Below are 19,707 nucleotides of genomic sequence, written 5' to 3'. Positions count from 1 at the left end.
GGCTACGCGGCGCACTCCGCCGCCGCGACATCTTCGCGGCGCCGAGTCTGCGTTTCGCCGATCCGCGCATCGGCCTGCTCGACGGTGCCGCCTGTCGCCGCTCGCCCACGAGCACGTCAACATGCTTGGCCGCTACGCCTTCACCCTGCCCGAACCGGTGGTCCGGGGCGAACTGCGGCCGCCGCGCAACCCGGTGGCTCTGGTTGATAAGGATACGTGAATCGGACTTTCTGTTCCGCTGCTACTCGGATCCTCTTGTACGGCATGGGGCGCTCAGCTTCAGCAGGGCCGCCTCTATACCCGCTCCCCCTCCCGAATGCCACCACCCCGGCTTTTTGCACCAACGTCGCTCGACGGGCCTTCGGTGGAGGACCTAGCCGTCGGCTTCGCCCAGTGGGTTGGCGGCCGCTTCTGAGCGGCGGAAAGTGCAGGCAGAACCTCAACCGAACCCGTTGTTAAAGCGGATTGTCGCTGAGTATAGACGGAATTTTGGCTGGCCTGAGCGGTTGGAGGAAGACACCGCTGAAGGACCGCGCGCCATGGGCCAGCCATATTCCGCCGATCTGCGCGAACGGGTTCTGCTGGCTTATGAGCGCCACGAGGGCGGCCCCGAGTTGCTGGCGCGGCGCTTCCAGATCAGCCGAGCCTGCGCGTACAACTGGGTGCGGGCCGCGCGCCTTGAGGGGCGGCGGGTCGCCAAGCCCCATGCCGGCGGCGTACCAGCCAAACTGGACGCGGAGGGCGTGAGCGTGCTGCGGGCCTTGGTGCGGGAGGATAATGACGCGACACTGGCACAGTACCGCGACCGGTTGGCCGCACGCACCGGCATCGCGCTGAGCCCGGCGGTGGTGTGCCGCACCTTGAAGCGGCTGGGGTTGGCGCGCAAAAAAAGACGCTGAGGGCCAGCGAGCAAGAGCGCATGGATATCGCCGCGGAACGCGCGGCCTACCGGGACGATGCGGTGGTCCACGAACCGGCGCGTTTGGTTTTCCTCGATGAAACCGGCATCAACACCCAGATGACGCCCACCCAGGCCCGGGCGCCGCGCGGCCAGCGGGCGCTCGGGTCCGTGCCCTGTGGGTCGTGGCACCGCGTCACGGTGCTCGGGGCGTTGAGCGCCGAAGGCATGCTGGCCGCCATGAGCATCGAGGCGTCTACCTCCTCGGCCGTGTTTCTCGCCTTTGTCGAGCAGGTGCTCTTGCCCGTGCTCCGGCGCGACAAACCCGGCGCCGTGGTCGTGATGGACAACCTTTCCGCTCACAAGCGGGCCGATATCCTCGCCGCCTTTGAGACCGCAGGGATCCGTGTCCGCTTCCTCCCGCGCTACTCGCCCGACCTGTCGCCCATCGAGCCCGGCTGGGCCAAGCTCAAAGGAATCCTGCGCGCCAAGGAAGCCCGCACCGTCGAGGTCCTCAACGAGGAACTCGGCCCAGCCCTCAATGCGATCACCGCCACCGACGCCAAAGCGTGGTTCAAGCTATGCGGCTACCCGAATCTAAACTGAGCCGAAATCCGCTTTAAGGTCTTTCACCCAGACAGGCCCTACGCCGGGGAACATCTGCGGCAACCCCGGATGCGCTTCAATGGTTGCGCTGTTGTCCGGCGCGAAGGCGCTCGCGTGGAAGGCGCGGATGAAGTTCTCCATCCCAGCGTTCCGCGCCGGCGGCGGCCACCCGACCAAGCTGCGATGCCACACGTTCCGGCGATGCTTCATCACCACATCGTGCAAATTGAAGCGCAGCACGTAGAGCCGACCGGTGATCGCGTCCTCTTCAAGGCGCCACCAGAATCGGCCATTCGAGTAGATCACGCACTCAACGCCCTCATGCCGGAGGTAGTGCAGGATCTGATCCGCCACGGTCGCGTAAGCCCTGTGGCTGTTGGCGGCAGAGATGCAGTCGTAAGCGGGGGCCGGCCGCTTGAACTCGAAAGCGACCGGGCGAAGGAGACCGTCCGGCCGACTGCCGTCGTCGAGCCTGGGGCTGTAATCGGCCGCTTGCCAGCCCATTCGCCTCAGCACAGGGCCGACCAAGGTCATCACCAGGGTCTGCTCGCCGACCACCGTGCCGGAAGCCTCGTGCTGCGCGAAAACGTTGAAACCCTGATCGGCTTCCAGCCCAACCAGGTTTCCCAGCGCCTGCACGACCGGCTCCGTCTCGGCAGTCTGCGGTACAGCACGCCATGCGCGCCGCCAGCCAGGCTGAGCGATGCCAACACTACGCGGCACTCGCGCCACCTCAGCGATGCAGTCCCTGCCTAGGACTGCGGCCAACGGATCACCGAGGCCGGACAGACGCAGCATGTCCTTGAAGAGGTCCTTCAGGGCCGCAGCAACATCCGCAGGAGAGGGAAGGGGGATGGCGATAGGAAGTACGGCGGCAGCAGACATAGGCAGATCCTCGAACCGGCTGGCGGCACGCTGCTGGACACTCCGTCCGCTGCGCCTCGACTGCAAGCCATGTGAGCACTACACCTCGCCGATGCAACCCGGCTGGCGCGGAAGGACGCCTGAACGCACGCGCGTTGGCGACCGACCGCTGGGCGCGCTGCACGGCGTGCCGTGCAGCGCCTCCGCCAGCCGGGCCTCAAGCGGGGGAGCGCAGCCCCGGCCCGTCGGGAAGCCCGCTCCAGCCCTCACCGAAGAGCGCCCCCAGCGGCGCCAGACGCTGCGGCAGGTCCGGTCCCCCGATGGTCACACCCAGGTACGTCGCCGCCCGGGTGGCTCCCACGTAGAGGTACTTGTCGAAGAGTTCCGGCTGGCTTCGGGCGAGCGCGTCCACCCCAACGAAGAAGACGGCCTCGAACTCAAGGCCCTTGATGTGCTGGACATCGAAGACCCGCACATCGCCGTCCTGCCCGATAACCTGCCCGAACGGGCAAGCCACGGCGCGCACGTTGAGATCGGCCAAGGCGGTGTTGAGGCGGCCGGCGATCCGCTGCACCTCGTCCTCGCCGTTGACGAGGACGGCGACCGACGGGAGCTGCTGCACGCAGGCCTCGATCTCGGCGATCCGCCGCGCCAGCCAGATCACGATGGAGTCCGGATCGGCGAGGTTCCGGCCCAGCACCGGCGCGACGCCCTCGTTGTCGACGTGCTCGGGCAGCGCCACGTCAACCGCCTCTCCCTCCGACACCAGGATGATCTGCCGCGCGAAATCGTTCAACTGTCGGCTCTGGCGGTAGGAGACGGTGATGGTCCGGACCTCGATGCCCGGACACGCCCACCGCACGTCCTCAACAGAACGGCTGCCCCAAGCGGTGACGCGCTGGTTGAAGTCGCCGCACGCGAAGAACGACTGGATGCCGGGCGTAGCCAGCCCGGCCATGCAGGCCAGTTGGATGGGCGAGAAGTCGGCTGCCTCGTCCACCAGAACCTGGTTTCTGTAGAGCTCCCCCACCTCTCGGACCCGTGCGTAGGCCGGCCGGTCGAGGTCGCGCCCGACGCGCCGATCGCGGGCCAGCGCGCCGGCGGTGCGCAGGACTGCCAGCATGACCACGTCAACCTCCAGAGGATCGAGGTCGCCCGTGGCGAAGCCGTCGGGGTGGTACCACGCCGCTTCACCCTGGCGAAGGCGCCGGAACCGGCGGTACCGTGCCGGGATGCCGCCCACGTACCTCTGCACGGGATTGACGAAGTGCCGGACGAAGCTTTGGACGAGCAGGCTTTCCCCCACGGCGAGGCGCTCGCCTTGCGCCAGCGAGCGGTCGCCAAGCCATTCCAGCAACCGTCCATTTCGGGTCTGCCTCCCGACGGCCCGCTGTTGAGCCTGCGCCAGGGCCTGCGCTCGGACAGCCCGCGTGTAAGCCGTGATCGCTGCGGCCATCCGCCCGGTCTTCGGCTGGGCCGCATCCTCATCCTCGTCCGCGTCGGGGTCGTCCGGATCATCCCCCTCGCTCGCCAGCGTGCTGAGGAACGCGGACAACTCGTCGACAAATCCCCTGTTCCGGTTGAGCTGCAGGTTCAGCGCGGCGTGGATGATCTTGTCGGTGCTCCCTTTGAGCCGGCCGAGCAGACCCTGGACGTCGTCGCCGGCGGCCACGAGCTCCGCAAGCGCGCCGGCACCCATTCCCCGGTCCGCCGTCTCCATGACCGCCAGCAGCCGGCGCCCCAGGTCCGCCGTGGCCGCTTCCGGATTGGCGCTCAGCGCCCGCGCCGCCGCCCGCAGGTCATCCCAGAAGGCGGTCCTCTGCCAGCCGTCGAAGTCGGAGAACCAGGCGATCTGGCTGGCCATCGTGCCGGGCAGGAGGATGGTCCCGGCCTCCCGCATCACGAAGGGGCCTCCGCCGGTCGCGGTTTTCAGAATGCCGAGCGTGTTGCGCGCCACGTCCCGCCGGTAGTCCGCCCAGGTGCGGATGCGCAGGTCCGACGCCGGAATGCCCTCGCGCGCGAACGCCTCCTTGACGTACTGCTTCAGGAGGTCGGTCGGCGTGAACATGATCCAGCTCTGCGCGTGCGGGATCCCGTTGGGACGCTGTGCGCGGTCGACGCTGTCGGCTTCGTCCTCCGTGAGGAACGCCGGGTCCAGCTTCTGCCCGAGGCGCCGGATGAGCGTGGTGGTCTTGCCGGTTCCCGGCGGCCCCAGGATCAGCAGCCGGCTGTCCAGGGGCAGGCGGAAGATGTCGTCCTGGTAGCGGTCGAGGACCGGTTGGTCGCGGAGCCCCATCTTCGTGATGAGGGTGCGGCGGATCCCCTCCCAGACGTTCGGCGCCCCGGCGTCTTCGGCGGCCAGCAACTGCTCGACCAGGTCGAGCCCGGTGTCGTTCGCGAGGTCGCGCTTCAGCAGCGCCCGCAGCGATGCCACGGTGAGTGGGCCATAGTCGCCGCCCTCGAACCGGGTATCGACGGAGTCCCAGTCGTGGCCCGGCTTCGTGGGTTTCAGCAGAGTCCGTTCGCTCACCGTGACGCTGATGGCGCCGCCGAGCGCGGGCAGAGTGGCCTCCGCGCCGACCGGAAGGGCGGCAAGCCGCCCGACCGGCGCTCGATAGCTCGCCAGCCGGGCGCCGTTGTAATCGGCGCCGAGGGGGGTTCCGCGGGAGATGTAGTAGGTGAACGCGACCCCGGCGTCGTCCTCCACGACGACGCGCGCCACAGCCGGCTCCTGCGTGAGCTTCACCAGGTTCCTGTGGGTTTCCCCGGACAGCTGGTTCAGGAATCGCGTGGCCTCGACCGAGGTCCAGCTGTTGGGCGTGGCCAGCACGTCTTCACCGACCGCCCCGGTCTCGCGCATCCGTTGCGCCGCGGTGTCGGCCACATGCGTGAGCAGAGCGAGAGCGTCGCCGGCGACGGACCCGACTTTGTCACGCGCCTCTTGCGAAATCGTCATGCGTTTCCTCGATCGCGTTCCCAAACCACCGGGCGGCACTGCGCCGCTCGCGCATCATCGCTACTTTTGGTGCATGAAACTACCACTTTCAACGCCGCGGAGCCCGTTGCGCGGGCAGGCGCGGCGGGATGGACAACCGTGCTCGTGCCGGTGTCCTCAACACCGCCTCCAGCTCGCAGGGCGCCTCACGCCGCCAGGCGGAGTGCAGCGAGGTCCGCCCACACGCGTTCGAGCCAGAGCGGGTCCTCCGCCTCGAGGGCCCGCCACATCAGCGCGCCATCGCCGTCCTGCAGCGCTACAAGCGCATCCTCGATGCGTCCGCGCGTCACCACCTCCTCCCCGGCGGTGACGCACACCGCCATGCGGCGCAGGCGGTCCTGCAACGGCGCCACCAAGGCGGGAACCCGCTGCCAGATCCGCTCCGGCGGGATCCGCAGGCCGCGCGGCGGTGGCATCGTCGAGCCGGCGAGCCAATGCAGCACGGGCAGAGGCAGCCGGTTCGGTTCGATGGCGACGATGCCCCAGACCAGGGCGAACCGGCGCGCATCGTCGGAGAGGGGGGTGCCGCTCACGAACATGCGGTACAGGGGACGCCGGCGGAGTTGCGGGTCGCCGCCGAGCAGGAAGTCCAGGCCCTTCTGGTTGAAGACCATGAGGTCGGTTTTGGCAACCGGGTGGGAGAGGTGCTTGAGCTCCACATGGACCGTGAGGTCGGCGGCCGCGAACACCGCGTCGCTCTCGTGGCCGAAGCCGGACGCCGTCGCCGCGCCACGGAGCGTCCGCGATCCCGCCCGCTCGCGCAGCGGCAGGCCTGTCCGTGCGCAGGCGTCGTACAGCGCTTCCTCGAACGCCCGGCCGCGGGTGGGGCCGGTGAGGCCCGGCCCTTCCCAGAACCGCGCGAGCGCGAGGCCGTACAGCGCCAACCTGTACAGCAACGGGTGCAGCCGGCCCTCCCGCCGGACCTCGAACTGGTCGAGCACGGCGGTCACCTCTTGGTCATGCGGATCAGACCGATCTGGCGCCCTCCCAGCACGAGCGGTTCCTCGTGTTGGGGTTTGTTGCGGGGCGGGAAGTCCTTGCCGATCTCGTAGACGTCCGAACCGTTGTAGTGTTCTTCAAACAGCCGATTGAACACTCCGGGGGCGCAGCGGTGCTCGAAGCAGAAGGCGGCGCGCAACTCCCAGGCCAGCACCACGCTGGAGCGGCCCCACTCCCTCATCCCGAGATAGGTCGCGTACACCCTGTCGAGGAAGCTGCCGCGCAACGCCGCCAAGCCGTTCTCAAAGCGTAGCCCCGCGATGGTTTGGCCATCGGGCGACAGGTCCACCGTCGCGGTCTCGAAGGTCACCCAGGCCTTGAAGCGCGGGTGGGCGGACGTGGCCCAGCAGATCTGAAACTCCTCGCCCATCTTCCAGAGGCGGCGCAGGGTGTTGAAATCGAACCCGAGGCCGTGCGCGCGCAGGACCGCCGGCACGACGACCTCGTTAAGGCGCGACAGCGCCTTGCGGGAGAAGTCGGTGAAAGGCTCGGACGCTGCGGCGGCGCGGCTTTGCTGCACAAAGTCGCCAACGCCAGCGGTGATCTCGTCCTGCTCGGCCGGTGTGAGGGGCCGGCCGAGGCGGTCGGTGAGCGACGCGAGCAGGGCGTCGACGTCGAAAGCGCCGCGGGCGATGTCCTCGGCGAGGAGGCGGGCGGACGTGTAGTGGAAGGAGATGTGCTCCTCGGCGCTGGTGATGACGGGCGTAAGGAAGGCGCAGTCCGCGGTCGCGGTGACAAAGCGGCGGAAGTACGGGTGCGCACCGTAGAAGGTCCGGAGAACCGCCGCATAGGCCGCGGCGCGGTCGGACCGCAGGAGGTTGGCAAGATCCCGCCCCCGATCCGTCAGCGCGATCTTCATGCCCATCTTTTTCTCGTAGGCCTTCATGTCCTTTGGAAGCGCCCCGACCTCGGCGTAGCCCTGGCGTGCCAGTTCGGCGGCGACGTCGCGGGCGACCGAGTAGTTGGTCAGCCGACCGGCTTCACCACGGTCAAGGTTCAGCTTCAGCCGCAGCTCCTCCAGGGTCGACGCTTGGCCACGGCCCATCGCCTGCACAGCCAGCATCATGTCCCGGATCTTGATGCGCGGGATGCTGTCGGTCTCCAACGGGGCCGGGAGGTCACTGCACGGGGTTGCTGACATCATCGTCCTCCTGGTCCTCGGTGATGCGGAACTGGCCGGCTTCCACGTCGATGAAGGGCTGCACGAAGGTAAGGTCGATCGTCTTCTCCCCCTCCAGCTCCGCCTGCGTGAGGATGGTGTTGAGGGTCTCGAGGAACCTGCGCGGGTTGCCATCGACGCCGCGGCGCACGAACTCCACCACGTCCTCGTTGAAGGGGTGGAGCGGCGTCGGGGGCGTCCGCCCGGCCGGACGCTTGGCGGCCAGCAGGTCCGCGGTGAGACGGCGGGCGTGGTTGGCGGTCGACAGCCCCTTCAGGTCAACGACGCGGGGTTGGTTGAGCGCCACGGCGTAGTCGAGGGAGGGCAGGTGCTCCGCGTGCCAGATCGGCTCCAGCTCGCGCTGCGCGTTCATGTGCATCTGGAACACGAAGGACGCCATGTCCGCGGTCGGCGAGGTCTGGCACATCGACTCCCGCAGGATGCGTACGTCGCGGCCTTGGTGGCGGGCCCACTTCGCGAAATTCTCCACCTGGTCCACGAAAAAGACCACGTGGACGATGCCGGCGATCTTGGCGAAGGCGTTGAAGATATGGACGAAGTGGAAGCCCAATGACGCTTTGATCCGCGGTCCGATCCGCTCCCGCACGTAGTCCGCCAAGGCCTCGGTGTCGTCGTGGCAGAGCGCGTCGAGGAACCCGGCAACCTGACGCTGGGTGAGCTGGATGGGCAGGTTCTTGTAACCGGAGAGGGCTTGCACCAGGGCCTTCTTGATCGCCTCGGCCTCGTAGGGTGCTTCCGCGCCCAGCTGGGCGGCGGCGCGGCGGCGCAGCTCGCGGTGGACGTTGTGCCCGCCGTGGTCGCAGCGCAGGGCGAACACCACGCCTTCCAGCAGGGCGGCGGGGAAGGTCTTGATGTTCATGTTCTCCGCGAACCCGCAGTAGCCGGCGATGAACGGGTTCGCCGCGATGTCCTCCTCCTCGATGTCGAAGGATGCCAGCAGCGCGGCGCCGAAGTCGCGGTTGACGAGGCGGCTCTCCTCGCACATCAGCATCGACTTGCCAAAACCGCGGCCTTCGCTGTCGCCCGTGTGGCTCGACCACACCGCGCCGATGGTCTGGCGCTGCTCGCGGTCTAGCGGCAGCAGGAAGAACTTGCGGTGGAACTCAGCGAGCTGCGGCCCATACATCTCACGGACGTACACGCCGGGGCTGTCGGGATTGTAGATGTCGGCGACCCGGAACGGGGTGCCGGCCAAGCAGTAGTCGTCGAGCAGCAGGTTTCCCTTGGTCTTCTTGCGTGCGAGTGCCATGCGTGCCTCCAGACAGAACCGGGGTGTGACGCTGCACAGGGTGACGCCCTCAAGGCGAGCTGTACATTCCTGTGCTAGTATGGCGAGAAAGTTTCAGTTCAGGCGAGAACGCTTGCAGGCTAAGCGATTCAGGCGAGAAGCTTTTCTCGCCATAACGAAAACGACGCGTTGGTTCGGGCGCCTGTGGTAGACGGCATGAATGCCCGATTGGCATCGGCAGCTCCGGGGCGGTCTGTTCCAAGTGGCCTCGGACTGCGCGAACGCGCCGTGCTTCGTTCACGGCCTCGGCTCGAACAGCTTGGGGAACGGCCTCCGCGCCGTTAGCCACTTCGGGCGATGACGCGTCGGTAGAGGCGCCCAGGCACTGTGAGCGGTGCGCTCTGAGGCGAGGCTAGGCGGATGTTGTTGGGGCCATGTTGCCCGCCTGCGGACATCACCGAGCCGCAGGCGCCCGCATACCACCGCAACCTCGAGGCGTGGGATCAGAGTAGTTGGCCCCATCCACCGTCGTCGGCATGCGCCTTGGCCGCGCGCAGCGCGGCATCCTGAGCGCCCTCCATGGTCCGCGCCGGGCCGGAGGCGACATGCTCACCGGCCATGGTGATGAGCCACATCCACAGCTCTGCCCCCCGCCACATCATAGCCAAGTCGCAGCCGTGCTGCCCGCGCCACCGCGTGTCGCTTCGCTGAAGCCGCGGGCGCGGCTCTGGAACGTGACGGTGACGATTTGTATTCCCAGGGGCCTTCCCTGGCGCTGAAGGTGGAAAATATCTGAGCGGGCCCGCCCACCGGCGACACCAACAGAGGCCCTCATGACCACCCGGAACATCCAGAATGAACAGCGCGATCACGCGGCTGGCCTTGCGGAAACCGAAGGCGCGATCGCGCCGGAGCCGAACACGCAGCCGGACCTCGCTCATGACTGGAACGAGGCCGACGAGGGGAGCTTCGCCACGTCTCTCTCCGCCTTCCGCGACGGTCTGCGCCACGCTCACGAGAGTGCCGACAACCTTCAGATCGCCTACGAGAGCCTCGTGCATGGCGCCTTCACCATCGCCAATCCGCCGCCGACGCTGGCGGCGGTGAACGCCCTGTTCCTGGGTACGCCTCCGGTGAGCGCCGCCTTGGCAAAGTAGGGGTCAGCGTCTGAGGTTTGTGTGGCGCGTCATCGCGCGGACGCAAACGAGTTGCAAACGTCATGGCTTACCAGCGGGTCGAGGTTCTGACGGGAACGGAGCGGCGGCGGACCTACACGCCGGCGGAGAAGGTACGGATGGTCGAGGAGGCGTTCCGCCCCGGCGTGGTGGTGACGGAGGCGGCCCACCGGCTGGGCGTGCACGAAAGCCTGCTGTACCGCTGGCGGGGGCTGATGAAGGCCACGGGGGCCGTCGTGGCCGAACCGTCCAGCTTCGTCGCGGTGACCATCACGCCGGAGCCGACCCTAACCGAACCGCCGGTCGTGGAGCCCCCTGGGCCATTGCCGCTTCCGACCGCGCCGGCCACGCGCCCGGCGGTCCTCGAGGTCATCTTGCCCAGCGGGGCACGCCTGCGTCTGGAAGGGCCGGTCGACCCGGCTTTGGCGGCGGCTGTCATCGGTGCCCTGGCATGATCCCGGTGCCGAGCGGGGTGCGGGTCTGGCTGGCCACCGGGCACACCGACATGCGCAAGGGCTGGGCGAGCTTGGCGTTGCTGGTGCAGGAACGCTTCGCCCAAGACCCGCACAGCGGCCATCTCTTCATCTTCCGCGGACGCCGCGGCGATCTGGTGAAGATCATCTGGCATGACGGCCAGGGCAGTTGCCTGTTCATGAAGAGGCTGGAGCGGGGCCGTTTCATCTGGCCCACGCCGGCGGACGGCGCGGTATCGATCTCGGTCGGGCAGATGGGCTATCTGCTCGAAGGCATCGACTGGCGCAATCCGCAGAAGACTTGGCGCCCCGAGACCGCGGGGTGACTGCGACACGGTGAATCGACGGACCGGTTCAGGGGGGATTGCGGCGGTTCGACGGCGCGATCCCAGGTAAACTGGCTCCATGACCGCCACCCTGCCCGACGACATCGCCCGCTTGCGCGCCGCCTTGGCGCAGGCCGAGGCACGGGCGGACGCGGCGGAAGCCGAAGCGGCCCGGGCCAGGGCGATGGCGTCGAACACCGAGGCGCTGATCGCCAGCCTGAAGCTGGAAATCGAGAAGCTCCGGCGCGAACTCTACGGCACGCGCTCCGAGCGCAAGGCGCGCCTGCTGGACCAGTTGGAGTTCCAGCTCGAAGAGCTGGAAGCAACGGCCAGCGAGGACGAACTGGCGGCCGAGCAGGCCGCCGCCAAAACCACCGCGGTGACGGCCTTCACCCGCAAACGGCCATCGCGCCAGCCCTTTCCCGACCACCTGCCGCGTGAGCGCGTCGTTGTGCCGGCCCCGGCGAGTTGCCCGTGCTGCGGCTCGGACAAGCTGTGCAAGCTGGGCGAGACGATCACCGAGACGCTGGAGGTGATCCCGCGCCAGTGGAAGGTGATCCAGACAGTGCGGGAGCGGTTCTCCTGCCGGGCCTGCGAGACGATCAGCCAGCCGCCGGCGCCGTTCCACGCCACCCCGCGGGGCTGGGCCGGCCCCAACCTGCTGGCCACCGTTCTGTTCGAGAAGTTCGGCCAGCATCAGCCGCTGAACCGGCAAGCCGAACGCTTCGCGCGCGAGGGCGTGCCGCTCAGCCTGTCCACCCTGGCCGACCAGGTGGGCACCGCCGCCGCGGTGCTGAAGCCGCTGCACGACCTGATCGCGGCGCATGTGATGGCGGCCGGGCGGCTGCATGGAGACGACACGCCGGTGCCCGTGCTGGCCAAGGGCAAGACCGACACCGGGCGGCTGTGGGTGTATGTGCGCGATGACCGGCCGTTCGCCGGCCAAGCCCCACCGGCGGCGCTGTTTCACTATTCGCGCGACCGTAAGGGCGAGCATCCCGAACAGCACTTGGCCGGCTTCACCGGCTGGCTGCAGGCCGATGCGTTCGCCGGCTACAACCGGCTGTACGAGCCCGACCGTCGGCCGGGGCCGATCCATGCCGCGCTGTGCTGGGCGCATGCCCGGCGCGGCTTCTTCAAGTTGGCCGACATCGCCGCGAACACCAGACGCGGCAAGGACGCCCCGCCGATCTCACCGCTGGCGCTGGAGGCCGTGAGGCGCATCGACGCCCTCTTCGATCTCGAGCGCGCCTTGAACGGCAAGCCGGCGGCCGAGCGGCGGGCGGCCCGCCAGGAGCACGGCATCGCCCTGGTAGCCGCGCTGGAGGGCTGGATGCGGATGGAGCGTGCCCGGCTCTCCCGCCATGCCCCCGTGGCCAAGGCGATGGACTACATGCTGACCCGTTGGGACGGCTTCACCCGCTTCCTCGGCGATGGCCGGCTGTGCCTGACGAACAACGCCGCCGAACGCGGCCTGCGCGGGATTGCCTTGGGCAGAAAGGCGTGGCTGTTCTGCGGCTCCGATCGCGGCGGCCACCGGGCCGCCATCATGTACGGCCTGATCACCACAGCCAAGCTGAACGACGTTGACCCGCAGGCGTGGCTGGCCAATGTGCTGGCCCGCATCGCAGACCTCCCGCAAAACCGCCTGCCCGAACTGCTGCCCTGGAACTGGAAGCCAGCCTGACCGCGGCGCTCACCGGATGCGTACCAAGCACCTGTGTTAGGATCGCTTCCGTGGTAACGTGAAGCTTCAGGCCGAATTCCTGCATTGACAAGGGTTAGGCGGGCATTAGCAGGGTGCGGAAAAAGGGCTGTGCACGGGCGGTTGGTCGTGATTCTTTTCGGTTGAGAAGAACGCGACCGACGAGGGGACGATGCGGGGTTCGGACGAACGCAGCGAGGGTCTGTTCAGCTACGTGAGCTGCGAGGCGCGGGTTCCAGCCAACCACCCGCTGCGAGCGATCCGGGCCATCGTGGACGAGGCGCTGGAGGTGATGTCGCCGGCGTTCGAGGGGCTGTACTCCAAGATCGGGCGCCCCTCGATCCCGCCGGAGAAGCTGCTGCGGGCGCTGCTGCTCCAGGCCTTCTACTCGGTGCGCTCGGAACGCCAGTTGATGGAGCAGCTCGATTACAACCTGCTGTTCCGCTGGTTCGTCGGCCTGTCCATGGACGCCCCGGTGTGGGACGTCACCGTGTTCACCAAGAACCGCGAGCGTCTTCTGGCCGGCGATGTGGCGGCCAAGTTCCTGGCGACCGTGCTGGGTCAGCCGAAGGTCAAGGCGCTGCTGTCGGACGAGCATTTCTCGGTGGACGGCACGCTGATCGAAGCCTGGGCGTCGGTGAAGAGCTTCCGGCCCAAAGACGGCAGCGGCGAGCCGCCGGGGCCGGGGCGCAACGGCGAGCGCGACTTCCATGGCGAGAAGCGGTCCAACGAGACGCATGCCTCGACCAGCGATCCCGAGGCGCGGCTCTACCGCAAGGGCAACGGCCAGCCGGCGAAGCTGGCCTTCATGGGCCACGCGCTGATGGAGAACCGCCACGCCCTGGTGGTGGACGTGCGGCTCACCGCGGCCAGCGGCCTGGCCGAACGTGCGGCGGCGGTGGCCATGATCGAGGCCATCCCCGGCCGCCACCGCATCACGGTCGGCGCTGACAAGGCCTACGACACCAAGGATTTCGTGGCGGACATGCGCGACTTGGGCGTGGCTCCGCATGTTGCCCGAAATACCAGCAACCGCCGCTCGGCGATCGACGGCCGGACCACCCGCCATCCCGGCTACGCCGTCAGCCTGCGGGTCCGCAAGCGGATCGAAGAGGTCTTTGGCTGGATCAAGGGAGCCGGCTTGCGCAAGACGCGCCATTGCGGAGCAGCCCGTGTCGGTTGGATGTTCACCCTAACCGCCACCGCTTACAACCTGATCCGCCTGCCCAAGCTGCTGGCTGCGGCATAATCACGCCCGCAATCCGCCTGAACGGCGGTTCTGGGAGCCTCGGAGCGAGGAAAAACGCTCCGTCCCGACCAAATCGCCCGCTGAAACCCGCATTCTCAGCCTCAGCGGAGGAAAAAGGCCGGAATATGTTCGTTTTTCCGCACCCTGCTAGGCCAGCGCCGGGGAGTACGTTGGTTGCGGCCTGCGGGGCGGGGAGCTACTGCCGCGGCCAACGCCTGGGGCGACTCCATGGACTCCCAATGGACTGCCAGAGGCATGCTTCCGCAGGTTGGATGCCGGCATGCGAATGCACCATCGCATCGTCTCGGGCCTGCGGTCAGGGGATGGGGTGCGGGACAGGCGCGCCGCTCCGATCAGCACTGTGTGCTGGTCCAGCAGAAGTCACCCCCCTATCCTTCGGCTTGGAGGGGGGTGGGGCAAAAACCGCGGCCCTGCCGCGGGGGAGGGATCGCTCACGTAAAAATCCCGCGAAAGGTTCGGTGTCCTCCAACTTTCCCGAAGCACACCCAATAGAAACCATCCGATGTCGGATGTTTCCTGGTATAATACCCCCGCTCCCGATCTGGTGCGGGGTGTCGAAGCTGACGGAGGAACGCATGAGCATGCTGCCCGCCAAGCCCGGTTCCGGTCCAGCGAACATGGAACAGAAACGGCCTCGGCACCGCAAAATATCGCCCAAACTGAGCGCTGCACTCGACGCCTTGGTACACGGCGCACGCACCATCACCGACGCAGCCCAAAGCGCTGAAATGCGCCGGGAAGCCCTTTCGCTGGCGCTGCGGAAGCCGCACGTTCAGGAGGAACTGGACCGGCGTGTACGTGACGCGATGAAGCAGCGAGGCATCAAGGCGCTCGCCAACATCGAATTCCTGGGCGACATGGCGAAATCAGAGTACGTGCGCTTGGAGGCCAGCAAGGACTTGGCGAACCGGGCCGGCTACATTCCGCCGAAGGAGCAGCCGTCTTCCGATGGCGTGCTGATCGTCAACATCGACCTTGGCGACGGGCGGGGCCCCTTTGTGCTGCATGATGGGCCGCAGGACGGCGCGGGGAGCCACGGCCACCGTCTCGAAGGGCGGGTGTCGCCGTGACGGGGCACCATGATCTGTGGACGGGCGATCTGCTGCCGCAGTTGATCGCGCGGCGCCGGCAGTTGGGCCTTACGCAAGACGAGCTTGGGCACCGCATCGGCGTCACGGATGCCTTGGTCGGCAAGTACGAAGCCAGGATGAGGGCGCCGGGCGCCTTCCTGCTGGCCTGCTGGGTGGAGGCGCTGGACGCGCGTCTGGTGCTGGAGCCCCGGACCGGCAACGTGCAAGGGGTCAAGCCCGGCACCCGTCCCTGATGCCCCGTGCCGGGTCAGCGGGCGGCGTGGTGGTTTGCGTGAATAGCGGCGTAGGCGGAGAGTGCGCGGCGCCGCGGGCGGGCCGGCAGGGCGTCGAACAGGGCCAGCGCCTCGTCCGCAGCCTGGGCATCGCGTTCCAGACGGTGGAGCACAGCCACCAGCGCGGCCAGCGCACGGGATCGGGCGGCGCGCTCGGCGGGGTCGAGATTGCGGACGAAGGGACCGAAGCCGCCGTCAATCATCGCCGCCCCAGCGGGGTCGCCTGCCACTCCCATGTTCCGTTCCGGCATCGTCACGGGAGGCGGGGAGTTCGGATATGTCGGAATACCGCCCCGTCACCGTGTCGTAGGCCAGCGTTACCATGCCCAGGCGGCCCACCGACTTAAAGCGGCACTTGCGAATGTGGATTTCGGTGCGGGGCGGGTACGCTTCGGGAACACGATACACCACCACCCCCAGGTCGGCCTTGTTCGCGAAGTTGGCGGACCCGGAAATGTCGTAAAGGGTGGGCACCGGGAACTTCCCTGCCTCCCGCTGCATCTTCGCCGGGTGCGCCACGAGCCACACATGCACGCCATGCCGCGCCGCGAACCGCTTGATCATGCCGAGGGCATGACTGACGTATTCCGTCTCGGTCATGTTGGCGGGCCGGTGGTGCTCAATCTCGTTCCACGGGTCGATGACCAGCCCGCGGATGCCGTAGCGCATCACCGCGGCGGCGGCGGCCTCCAGCACCCAGTCCAGCGTCGGGGCCACATCGTCGGCCCGGATGAAGAAGAAGCGCTCCCGCAGCACATCAAGGGTGCGGGCCAGCACGGCTTCAGTCATGCGGGGGCGCGGCCCATCCCAGAAGGGCGTCATGGTGTACTTCTCGGCCAGCTTGGACAGATGCTCGTCCGGCGGGTTCTCGAAGCTGCACACGGCGAACCGCCATCCGTGATCGCACGCGAGGTTGACCATCAGGGCGTCGATGAACTCCGACTTGCCACTGTTGGGGATACCGGTCACCACCGACAGTTCGCCTTCCCGGATGGTCATGTAGGGGTCGAGGCTCGTCCAGCCGGTGGAGCGCGCCCGCTGCCGCCCGTCGCGGTAGAGGCTCAGAACCGCTTCCCGGAAGTCGTCGGCGTCGTGAAGGGAGCGGATCGGCCACGGCTTGGCGCTCGCAATGGCATCCCGCAGGGCGACGGGACCATCGTTCACCAGCACCTCGTTGGCGTCCTTGCGCGGGTTTCCATCGGCGGCCAGCCATTCGACTCGCAAGCAGCGTTCCCGACCGAAGCGGCGGGCCAGTTCCTCGGCCAGCGCCTTGCCCGGCCCGTACGCATCGGTGGCGATGACGATCTTCTCCACCCCTGCCAGCTCAGTGCGGCAGTTCCACACGTAGGCGAACTTCGCATCGTCCTCGGGGTCGATGTCGCCTTCCCTCACCCGCTGCGGGGCGCCATCGGGCACGGACAGGACGTTGACGAACCCGGCTTCGAGCAGGCTCAGGGCGTCGATCTCGCCTTCTACGATGATGGCTTCCCTGGCTCCGGCAATGCCGTCGAGGTTGTAGAAGACCTTCTCCGCGTCCTTTTCCTGCCTGAACCGCTTGCCACGGGTCCGGTACTTCACGTTGACCACCTCGCCGTTCCGGCGGTAGGGGAAGGCGATGGCGCCGACCGTGGCGCCGGGCGCGCAGCCGGGCATCCAGGTCTGGACGCGGGTGACGCCCGCGGCTTCCAGGGTGGCGCGGCTGATGCCGCGGTTGGCGAACCACTCCACCATTCCCTCCGGCAAGGTACCGGGCGTGAAGGCCGGCTTGACCGGCTTCGGCTTGCGGGGCCGGGGGCTCGGGACAGGGGCGTCATGATCCTGGGCGCCCACGTTGCCGGTCCAGCCGCAATGGTGGCAGTTCCAGACGGCGCCGCTATCGTCGTCCACCGTCACGGACAGGTAGGGGTCGGCCTTGTGGCGGCGGGTGTGGCTGCACTGCGGGCAGACAATCTTGTGCCCGCCCTGGCCGTAGGAGGGGAGGCGGATGCCGTGTTCGAGAAGGCGTTCAGCAAGGGTCATGGTCAGCACAGCCCATCGTCCCGCCGGACCGGATCGGGCCGGCGCTGGTATTCGGTCCAGCGCTCTTGATGCAGCCACGTTTTGGCCTGCGCGACGTAGCGGGGGTCCGTCCCCTGCTGGTCCACGGCCATGGCGTAGTTCTCGGCGCCACGGATGATCGCTTCTGGATCGGCTCCGCGCTTGACCGCGGCGGCGAAAGCCTCACGTGCCGGCTTGACCGGATTGGCGTGGGGTGCCCGGCTCGGGTAGCGGTCCTTGAACTCGGCAAAGGCCGCGTCGGTCCCCGCCGGCCCGACCTTCTTCCGGGAGGCTGCCCCGGCCCGATGGGGTTGGCTGCCAGACGCAGCGGACGGGTGGGCCTGACCGAGAGGCGAAGCGCTGGTGCTGTTGCCGTTGGCAGCCCCCACCCTAGGCCCACGCTCCCTGTATGATGGTTCATTGGTGGTTCTTGATGGTTCGTCGGAACTGGGGTTCCGGGGTGACCGGAACTGGAGTTCCAGGGTGGGCGGAGCTAGAGTTCCAGGGTGGAACTGGGGTTCCGGGTGGAACTGGAGTTCCGGGGTCGGAGCTCCCGCCGGGGTGGGGTGCCAGCTTCAGGGGCTCCGCAGGTGATGCGGTAGACGGTCACCCCGCGTGGCCCGGTTCTGATGGGGGTGATTTCCCCCAACTCCACCAACCGGCGCAGCGCCTTGCGCACCTGACGGTCGGTCACCTTCGCCATACCGGCAAGCGTGGCCTGGGACGGCCATGCTTCGAAGGCTTCGTTGGCATGGTCGGCCAGCGCCAGCAGAACCACGCGGGCGCTACCGGTCGCCTGAGAGTGCCGCCAGACCAGCTTCGAGGCGTCGAGGCTCATCGCCCACCTCTATGGCGCTGGCGGTAAATCCGCATGAGGGTGGTGGCTTGTTTCCCGGAAAGCCGCTTGCCGGCCACCATCTGGCTCAGGACGGATGAGACGAAACCGTGCTCCCAATCGTTCAGCAGGGCGGGATTCTCCAACAGCCGGTGGGCGGCACCCCACGAGGTGACAGACCCCGGACGCGACTGGGGTGTGGCCCCCTGGTGTGGGGTAATGCCCTGCGGCGGGGCAGGTGCTGCTGTGAGCAGGGCGGTAAGGTCGTGCCAGTCGGTGCCAGCGGCGGCCAGCGTGCGGCTGATTGCGGCGGCGGCGTTGACCACCTCGCCCGGCTTGTCGGACCCCAGGACGGGCAACAGCCTCGCCAGCTTCGGCGCGATCAGCCCCAACGAGTTGGGGTGCATGGGCTCACGCATCGCTGAGCCCCCCGCGCTGGATGAGCCAGTCGCCCACCCTCAACGGGATCAGGCCCCTCATGCCGAGCCACACCACCACCGCCTTCACCCGGCGGCGGATAAAGTAGGGCAGGCGGCGCATCCCTAACCCTCCCGCTTCGGGAAGGCGGCGGGCAAGTCGGCGAGATAGGCTCGGATCGAAGCCGTGAGGACCAGCGTGCGGTTGCCGGCTTTAACGGCTTCAATCTGGCCCGCGTTCATCAGTTCGTAAAGCCTCGAACGCCCAATTCCAGAGAACTGGACGGCGTGCGGCACGGTCATGGCGACGGGCTCGGTGAGGGAAGGCGCCGCCGCATAGAGCGCACTGGGGAGAATGTCACGGGGGTCGAGGCTGGAGATGGGCTTCACGCGAAAACTCCGCAACAAGAGTGGACTTGCTGCGGATCATCGTGGGCGGCTGAGGGGCTATCAGGGAGGGCGTCTAATCTCGACGTGGACAATCGGCCTTGCGTTGGAAGATTAGCCGCCCATCAGGAATTATCTGTGGGGAAGAGCCGTACTTCCACCTCGCCATTCACGTATTAGTTGATATACGGCCCCTGGCGTGAGGGGTTTCTTATCTGTCGAGCTCTTCGCCCACATCTGATCTTTTTTCACTGGCGCAAGAGCTGAGAAAACAAAGCGGGCGAATGGCCCAAGTTTTCCGTTTCCTGGGTTGCGTCCGGCTCGTGCGTCCTTGCCGGTTACCTCCTCCCAGATACTCGCGATACGATCAATGAAAGCCAACTCCGCTTCTGAAGTTGGTCTGGTGCGGTGTTCCTGTGGCGGTTTTATATTCCCAAGAGCAGAGTGTATTTCCTCTGCCAATTTGAAAATGCGGCGGTCATCAACATGACGACGCACGTCGGGATGAAGGCCAAAAACGAAACTTCGCAATTCATCCAACTGAAAGGCAATATTTGTCAGCCGCATCTCAACATCAGCTATCTCCGATGTTGCTTTTCGCAGCCCTGGTGGCCTGTTCAGATCAGGCCCATTTCCCCTTCCGCTGAACCCGTTGAACAACCGGGCAGCCTCTTCGACCCTGTGAACCGTGGAATGGGCTGCTGGATCGTCGGGACACACGTTCAGTGCCTTGATGATCTCCGCGATTTCATCGGCGGAATACGGGCTGACGGTACCGGTATGATCTGTCCCGTTTTCGGGCGTGGTTTCCATGGGTATGCCCCCCTGCGGGCGTTCCTGCTGGGTGAAGCGGCGCGGCGGGCCGGGGCAGGGACCCGGCGTTCAACGGCCAATCCTAGCCGCGCCTGTGGTGAGTGTTGTTACAGCTAAGGCACAATGGTGCTGTTGTG

Annotated in this window: 23 protein-coding genes; 9 read left to right on the top strand and 14 right to left on the bottom strand. The window is 67.3% G+C overall.

The window, feature by feature from the left end; all coding sequences use genetic code 11:
• Nucleotides 1–539 precede the first annotated feature (539 nt).
• Nucleotides 540–899, top strand: a complete 360-nt coding sequence (locus D3869_RS17020) for an IS630 transposase-related protein (protein WP_137140950.1) — start codon at nucleotides 540–542, stop codon at nucleotides 897–899.
• 20 nt (nucleotides 900–919) lie between these two features.
• Nucleotides 920–1,504 (top strand): IS630 family transposase, encoded by a 585-nt coding sequence (locus D3869_RS17015; protein WP_247895896.1) that lies wholly within the window; start codon nucleotides 920–922, stop codon nucleotides 1,502–1,504.
• Here the strand turns inward: D3869_RS17015 and D3869_RS17010 are convergent.
• The 6 genes from D3869_RS17010 to D3869_RS34480 form a co-directional block, all read right to left on the bottom strand.
• On the bottom strand, nucleotides 1,496–2,389 hold the full coding sequence (locus D3869_RS17010) for a hypothetical protein (RefSeq protein WP_137141141.1): 894 nt from the start codon (nucleotides 2,387–2,389) through the stop codon (nucleotides 1,496–1,498). The two genes, D3869_RS17015 and D3869_RS17010, sit on opposite strands and share 9 nt — an antisense overlap.
• A 196-nt stretch (nucleotides 2,390–2,585) precedes the next feature.
• A complete protein-coding gene (locus D3869_RS17005) occupies nucleotides 2,586–5,324 on the bottom strand; it encodes an ATP-binding domain-containing protein (RefSeq protein WP_137141140.1) in 2,739 nt (912 codons plus the stop codon).
• Nucleotides 5,325–5,509: 185 nt separating this feature from the next.
• The gene (locus D3869_RS17000) at nucleotides 5,510–6,304 is read right to left on the bottom strand and encodes a hypothetical protein (protein WP_137141139.1); all 795 of its coding nucleotides are present in this window, start codon (nucleotides 6,302–6,304) and stop codon (nucleotides 5,510–5,512) included.
• A gap of 5 nt (nucleotides 6,305–6,309) precedes the next feature.
• Nucleotides 6,310–7,467 (bottom strand): hypothetical protein, encoded by a 1,158-nt coding sequence (locus tag D3869_RS16995; RefSeq protein WP_137141138.1) that lies wholly within the window; start codon nucleotides 7,465–7,467, stop codon nucleotides 6,310–6,312.
• A 13-nt stretch (nucleotides 7,468–7,480) separates the two neighbouring features.
• Nucleotides 7,481–8,791, bottom strand: coding sequence for a hypothetical protein (locus D3869_RS16990; protein ID WP_137141137.1), 1,311 nt, complete (start codon nucleotides 8,789–8,791; stop codon nucleotides 7,481–7,483).
• Nucleotides 8,792–9,273: 482 nt separating this feature from the next.
• The gene (locus D3869_RS34480) at nucleotides 9,274–9,405 is read right to left on the bottom strand and encodes a hypothetical protein (RefSeq protein ID WP_282190179.1); all 132 of its coding nucleotides are present in this window, start codon (nucleotides 9,403–9,405) and stop codon (nucleotides 9,274–9,276) included.
• A gap of 198 nt (nucleotides 9,406–9,603) precedes the next feature.
• Between D3869_RS34480 and D3869_RS16985 the strand changes: the two genes are divergently transcribed.
• The 7 genes from D3869_RS16985 to D3869_RS16955 all read left to right on the top strand — a co-directional run bounded on the left by D3869_RS16985 (nucleotide 9,604) and on the right by D3869_RS16955 (nucleotide 15,043).
• Nucleotides 9,604–9,927 (top strand): hypothetical protein, encoded by a 324-nt coding sequence (locus D3869_RS16985; protein ID WP_137141136.1) that lies wholly within the window; start codon nucleotides 9,604–9,606, stop codon nucleotides 9,925–9,927.
• Between the two features lie 62 nt (nucleotides 9,928–9,989).
• Nucleotides 9,990–10,400 (top strand): IS66-like element accessory protein TnpA, encoded by a 411-nt coding sequence (tnpA, locus tag D3869_RS16980; RefSeq protein WP_137141135.1) that lies wholly within the window; start codon nucleotides 9,990–9,992, stop codon nucleotides 10,398–10,400.
• Complete coding sequence (gene tnpB, locus D3869_RS16975) at nucleotides 10,397–10,744, top strand: IS66 family insertion sequence element accessory protein TnpB (RefSeq protein WP_137138615.1); 348 nt, start codon at nucleotides 10,397–10,399, stop codon at nucleotides 10,742–10,744. Before tnpA ends, tnpB begins: the two co-directional genes overlap by 4 nt.
• Before the next feature lie 79 nt (nucleotides 10,745–10,823).
• Nucleotides 10,824–12,431, top strand: coding sequence for an IS66 family transposase (gene tnpC, locus D3869_RS16970; RefSeq protein ID WP_137138614.1), 1,608 nt, complete (start codon nucleotides 10,824–10,826; stop codon nucleotides 12,429–12,431).
• A 190-nt stretch (nucleotides 12,432–12,621) separates the two neighbouring features.
• Nucleotides 12,622–13,698 (top strand): IS5 family transposase, encoded by a 1,077-nt coding sequence (locus D3869_RS16965; RefSeq protein ID WP_137141134.1) that lies wholly within the window; start codon nucleotides 12,622–12,624, stop codon nucleotides 13,696–13,698.
• Between the two features lie 596 nt (nucleotides 13,699–14,294).
• Nucleotides 14,295–14,789 carry a hypothetical protein gene (locus D3869_RS16960; protein WP_137141133.1) on the top strand — a complete coding sequence of 165 codons (495 nt, stop codon included), beginning with the start codon at nucleotides 14,295–14,297 and terminating at the stop codon, nucleotides 14,787–14,789.
• The gene (locus tag D3869_RS16955) at nucleotides 14,786–15,043 is read left to right on the top strand and encodes a helix-turn-helix domain-containing protein (RefSeq protein WP_247895895.1); all 258 of its coding nucleotides are present in this window, start codon (nucleotides 14,786–14,788) and stop codon (nucleotides 15,041–15,043) included. Before D3869_RS16960 ends, D3869_RS16955 begins: the two co-directional genes overlap by 4 nt.
• Nucleotides 15,044–15,057: 14 nt before the next feature.
• Here D3869_RS16955 and D3869_RS16950 read toward each other — a convergent pair whose 3' ends face one another.
• The 8 genes from D3869_RS16950 to D3869_RS16920 form a co-directional block, all read right to left on the bottom strand.
• On the bottom strand, nucleotides 15,058–15,312 hold the full coding sequence (locus D3869_RS16950) for a hypothetical protein (protein WP_175426514.1): 255 nt from the start codon (nucleotides 15,310–15,312) through the stop codon (nucleotides 15,058–15,060).
• Nucleotides 15,278–17,101, bottom strand: coding sequence for an AAA family ATPase (locus D3869_RS16945; protein ID WP_247895943.1), 1,824 nt, complete (start codon nucleotides 17,099–17,101; stop codon nucleotides 15,278–15,280). Before D3869_RS16945 ends, D3869_RS16950 begins: the two co-directional genes overlap by 35 nt.
• Before the next feature lie 2 nt (nucleotides 17,102–17,103).
• Nucleotides 17,104–17,508, bottom strand: a complete 405-nt coding sequence (locus tag D3869_RS16940) for a hypothetical protein (protein WP_137141130.1) — start codon at nucleotides 17,506–17,508, stop codon at nucleotides 17,104–17,106.
• Between the two features lie 104 nt (nucleotides 17,509–17,612).
• Complete coding sequence (locus tag D3869_RS16935; protein ID WP_137141129.1) at nucleotides 17,613–17,957, bottom strand: helix-turn-helix domain-containing protein; 345 nt, start codon at nucleotides 17,955–17,957, stop codon at nucleotides 17,613–17,615.
• Nucleotides 17,954–18,373, bottom strand: coding sequence for a hypothetical protein (locus tag D3869_RS16930; protein WP_137141128.1), 420 nt, complete (start codon nucleotides 18,371–18,373; stop codon nucleotides 17,954–17,956). The genes D3869_RS16935 and D3869_RS16930 overlap by 4 nt, the downstream gene beginning before the upstream one ends.
• The gene (locus D3869_RS34475; RefSeq protein WP_282190178.1) at nucleotides 18,366–18,494 is read right to left on the bottom strand and encodes a hypothetical protein; all 129 of its coding nucleotides are present in this window, start codon (nucleotides 18,492–18,494) and stop codon (nucleotides 18,366–18,368) included. Before D3869_RS34475 ends, D3869_RS16930 begins: the two co-directional genes overlap by 8 nt.
• Before the next feature lie 2 nt (nucleotides 18,495–18,496).
• Nucleotides 18,497–18,760, bottom strand: a complete 264-nt coding sequence (locus tag D3869_RS16925) for a helix-turn-helix domain-containing protein (protein WP_247895894.1) — start codon at nucleotides 18,758–18,760, stop codon at nucleotides 18,497–18,499.
• Between the two features lie 129 nt (nucleotides 18,761–18,889).
• On the bottom strand, nucleotides 18,890–19,570 hold the full coding sequence (locus D3869_RS16920) for a hypothetical protein (RefSeq protein ID WP_137141127.1): 681 nt from the start codon (nucleotides 19,568–19,570) through the stop codon (nucleotides 18,890–18,892).
• Nucleotides 19,571–19,707: the final 137 nt, after the last annotated feature.

Source organism: Azospirillum brasilense (assembly GCF_005222205.1).
Taxonomy (GTDB): domain Bacteria; phylum Pseudomonadota; class Alphaproteobacteria; order Azospirillales; family Azospirillaceae; genus Azospirillum; species Azospirillum brasilense_G.
This window is presented reverse-complemented; position numbering and strand designations above follow the sequence as displayed.

Excerpts from the sequence above, each read along its gene's own strand:
- D3869_RS17020 (WP_137140950.1), top strand. The coding sequence starts at position 540 with ATGGGCCAGCCATATTCCGCCGATCTGCGCGAACGGGTTCTGCTGGCT.
- D3869_RS17015 (WP_247895896.1), top strand. The coding sequence starts at position 920 with ATGGATATCGCCGCGGAACGCGCGGCCTACCGGGACGATGCGGTGGTC.
- D3869_RS17010 (WP_137141141.1), bottom strand. The coding sequence starts at position 2,389 with ATGTCTGCTGCCGCCGTACTTCCTATCGCCATCCCCCTTCCCTCTCCT.
- D3869_RS17005 (WP_137141140.1), bottom strand. The coding sequence starts at position 5,324 with ATGACGATTTCGCAAGAGGCGCGTGACAAAGTCGGGTCCGTCGCCGGC.
- D3869_RS16990 (WP_137141137.1), bottom strand. The coding sequence starts at position 8,791 with ATGGCACTCGCACGCAAGAAGACCAAGGGAAACCTGCTGCTCGACGAC.
- D3869_RS34480 (WP_282190179.1), bottom strand. The coding sequence starts at position 9,405 with ATGTGGCTCATCACCATGGCCGGTGAGCATGTCGCCTCCGGCCCGGCG.
- D3869_RS16985 (WP_137141136.1), top strand. The coding sequence starts at position 9,604 with ATGACCACCCGGAACATCCAGAATGAACAGCGCGATCACGCGGCTGGC.
- tnpA (WP_137141135.1), top strand. The coding sequence starts at position 9,990 with ATGGCTTACCAGCGGGTCGAGGTTCTGACGGGAACGGAGCGGCGGCGG.
- tnpB (WP_137138615.1), top strand. The coding sequence starts at position 10,397 with ATGATCCCGGTGCCGAGCGGGGTGCGGGTCTGGCTGGCCACCGGGCAC.
- tnpC (WP_137138614.1), top strand. The coding sequence starts at position 10,824 with ATGACCGCCACCCTGCCCGACGACATCGCCCGCTTGCGCGCCGCCTTG.
- D3869_RS16965 (WP_137141134.1), top strand. The coding sequence starts at position 12,622 with ATGCGGGGTTCGGACGAACGCAGCGAGGGTCTGTTCAGCTACGTGAGC.
- D3869_RS16960 (WP_137141133.1), top strand. The coding sequence starts at position 14,295 with ATGAGCATGCTGCCCGCCAAGCCCGGTTCCGGTCCAGCGAACATGGAA.
- D3869_RS16945 (WP_247895943.1), bottom strand. The coding sequence starts at position 17,101 with ATGACCCTTGCTGAACGCCTTCTCGAACACGGCATCCGCCTCCCCTCC.
- D3869_RS16935 (WP_137141129.1), bottom strand. The coding sequence starts at position 17,957 with ATGAGCCTCGACGCCTCGAAGCTGGTCTGGCGGCACTCTCAGGCGACC.
- D3869_RS16930 (WP_137141128.1), bottom strand. The coding sequence starts at position 18,373 with ATGCGTGAGCCCATGCACCCCAACTCGTTGGGGCTGATCGCGCCGAAG.
- D3869_RS34475 (WP_282190178.1), bottom strand. The coding sequence starts at position 18,494 with ATGCGCCGCCTGCCCTACTTTATCCGCCGCCGGGTGAAGGCGGTGGTG.
- D3869_RS16920 (WP_137141127.1), bottom strand. The coding sequence starts at position 19,570 with ATGGAAACCACGCCCGAAAACGGGACAGATCATACCGGTACCGTCAGC.